This window comes from Pseudomonas sp. P1_C12 (genome assembly GCF_056406435.1).
In genome coordinates this window covers 1-3281 of record NZ_JBFUAE010000041.1, presented here as the reverse complement: position 1 = coordinate 3281, position 3281 = coordinate 1, and the positions used below count along the sequence as shown (strand labels likewise).

General features: G+C 55.3%; 1 rRNA gene. It reads right to left on the bottom strand.

Annotated elements, in window-relative coordinates:
- Window positions 1-94: 94 nt before the first annotated feature.
- Window positions 95-3230 (bottom strand): 23S ribosomal RNA (locus tag AC1D19_RS30210).
- Between the last annotated feature and the right edge of the window lie 51 nt (window positions 3231-3281).

Below are 3281 nucleotides of genomic sequence, written 5' to 3'. Positions count from 1 at the left end.
TTGTTTGGGAACCACATAGTGGACGCAAGCAGTCTTGTTTCTTTGTACCACCCCTGGGTGCAAACCCCTTTTGAATGGGTTTGCGGGGTGGTGTGTGGTGTAAGTTATCGGCCTATTAGTACCGGTCAGCTTCACGAGTCGTTAGTCCTCGCTTCCACATCCGGCCTATCAACCCAGTGGTCTGGCTGGGGGCCTCTCACACACAAGGTGTATGGAAATCTCATCTCGAAGCGAGCTTCCCGCTTAGATGCTTTCAGCGGTTATCCCATCCGAACGTAGCTAATCAGCGGTGCACTTGGCAGTACAACTGACACACCAGAGGTTCGTCCGTCCCGGTCCTCTCGTACTAAGGACAGCCCTTCTCAAATTTCCTGCGCGCGCAGCGGATAGGGACCGAACTGTCTCACGACGTTCTAAACCCAGCTCGCGTACCGCTTTAATGGGCGAACAGCCCAACCCTTGGGACCTACTCCAGCCCCAGGATGCGACGAGCCGACATCGAGGTGCCAAACCATGCCGTCGATATGGACTCTTGGGCAAGATCAGCCTGTTATCCCCGAGGTACCTTTTATCCGTTGAGCGACGGCCATTCCACAATGTACCGCCGGATCACTAGTCCCGACTTTCGTCCCTGCTCGAGATGTCTCTCTCACAGTCAAGCTCCCTTGTGCACTTACACTCGACACCTGATTGCCAACCAGGCTGAGGGAACCTTTGGGCGCCTCCGTTACTTTTTAGGAGGCAACCGCCCCAGTTAAACTACCCATCAGGCACTGTCCCTGACCCGGATTACGGGCCGAAGTTAGATGTCCAAAGTGACCAGAGTGGTATTTCAACGATGACTCCACCCGAACTGGCGTCCGGGCTTCAACGTCTCCCACCTATCCTACACAAGCCACTCCGAACACCAATACCAAACTATAGTAAAGGTCTCGGGGTCTTTCCGTCCTGCTGCGCGTAACGAGCATCTTTACTCGTACTGCAATTTCGCCGAGTTTATGGTTGAGACAGCGGGGAAGTCGTTACTCCATTCGTGCAGGTCGGAACTTACCCGACAAGGAATTTCGCTACCTTAGGATGGTTATAGTTACCACCGCCGTTTACTGGGGCTTAAATTCTCAGCTTCGCCTTGCGGCTAACCGGTCCTCTTAACCTTCCAGCACCGGGCAGGAGTCAGTCCGTATACATCGTCTTGCGACTTCGCACGGACCTGTGTTTTTAGTAAACAGTCGCTTCCCCCTGGTCTCTGCGGCCCCGATCCCCTCCCACCAGCAAGTGGTGTTCAAGGTTGGGGCCCCCCTTCTCCCGAAGTTACGGGGGCATTTTGCCGAGTTCCTTAACCATAATTCTCTCGATCGCCTTAGTATTCTCTACCTGATCACCTGTGTCGGTTTGGGGTACGGGCGGCTAAAACCTCGCGTCGATGCTTTTCTCGGCAGCATAGGATCACCGAATCCCCCCCTACGGGGGTCCCGTCAGATCTCAGGCATCATGAACGGCGGATTTGCCTACCGTTCGCCCTACATCCTTAGACCGGGACAACCATCGCCCGGCTCGGCTACCTTCCTGCGTCACACCTGTTAATACGCTTGCCTCCCAGGATCAGGTCCCGCGCTCCACCAAAACCTTTCCATCCCGAAGGACGGTCAGGCAGGTTTCGGGCGGTTAGTRTCCCCTGTTCAGCATGGGCGGTTTTTCGCCGGTACGGGAATATCAACCCGTTGTCCATCGACTACGCCTGTCGGCCTCGCCTTAGGTCCCGACTTACCCAGGGCAGATTAGCTTGACCCTGGAACCCTTGATCATCCGGCGGACGGGTTTCTCACCCGTCTTTCGCTACTCATGCCTGCATTCTCACTCGTGTAGGCTCCACCGCTGGTTTCCACCGCGACTTCACTGCCCACACGACGCTCCCCTACCACTCCAGACGCCTGAACCACAAGGGCTTGGCTAATGTCTGAAATCCACAACTTCGGCGGTGTACTTGAGCCCCGCTACATTGTCGGCGCGGAATCACTTGACCAGTGAGCTATTACGCACTCTTTTAAGGATGGCTGCTTCTAAGCCAACCTCCTGGTTGTCTTCGCAACTCCACATCCTTTCCCACTTAGCACACGCTTAGGGGCCTTAGTTGGTGGTCTGGGCTGTTTCCCTCTCGACTATGAAGCTTATCCCCCACAGTCTCACTGCTGCGCTCTCACTTACCGGCATTCGGAGTTTGGCTGACGTCAGTAACCTTGTAGGGCCCATTAGCCATCCAGTAGCTCTACCTCCGGTAAGAAACACGCAACGCTGCACCTAAATGCATTTCGGGGAGAACCAGCTATCACGAAGTTTGATTGGCCTTTCACCCCTACCCACAGCTCATCCCCTCCATTTTCAACTGAAGTGGGTTCGGTCCTCCACGACGTCTTACCGTCGCTTCAACCTGGCCATGGGTAGATCACTTCGCTTCGGGTCTAGATCACGCCACTGCAACGCCCTATTCAGACTCGCTTTCGCTACGGCTTCCCCACACGGGTTAACCTCGCGACGTAACACTAACTCGCAGGCTCATTCTTCAAAAGGCACGCCGTCACCCCTACACAGCAAGCTGCGGAGGCTCCGACGGATTGTAAGCACACGGTTTCAGGTACTGTTTCACTCCCCTCCCGGGGTACTTTTCACCTTTCCCTCACGGTACTGGTCCGCTATCGGTCATTAGGGAGTATTTAGGCTTATCAGGTGGTCCTGACAGATTCGCACGGGATTTCTCGGGCCCCGTGCTACTTGGGATACTTCACCAGGCGGTGCACAACATTTCGGTTACGGGGCTCACACCCTCTACGGCCGGCCTTTCAAGACCGTTCACCTATGCCTGCACTCTCACCCCACTGTCCCGGCAGAGACAGAATGGGAAGTCCCACAACCCCGACCATGCAACGCCCGCCGGCTATCACACATGGAACGGTTTAGCCTGATCCGCGTTCGCTCGCCACTACTGACGGAATCACTATTGTTTTCTCTTCCTGCGGGTACTGAGATGTTTCACTTCCCCGCGTTCCCTCCACGCACCCTATGTGTTCAGATGCGGGTCACCAGGCAGCTCGCGCCCCTGGCGGGGTTTCCCCATTCGGACACCCTGGGATCACAGTCCGGTTATCGACTCCCCCAGGCTTATCGCAGATTCCTACGTCCTTCTTCGGCTCCTAATGCCAAGGCATCCACCGTGTGCTCTTAAAAACTTGACCACAAAAGATCAAGGAGTAATTTTCGAGAGAACCACAGAAACCAAGAAACCA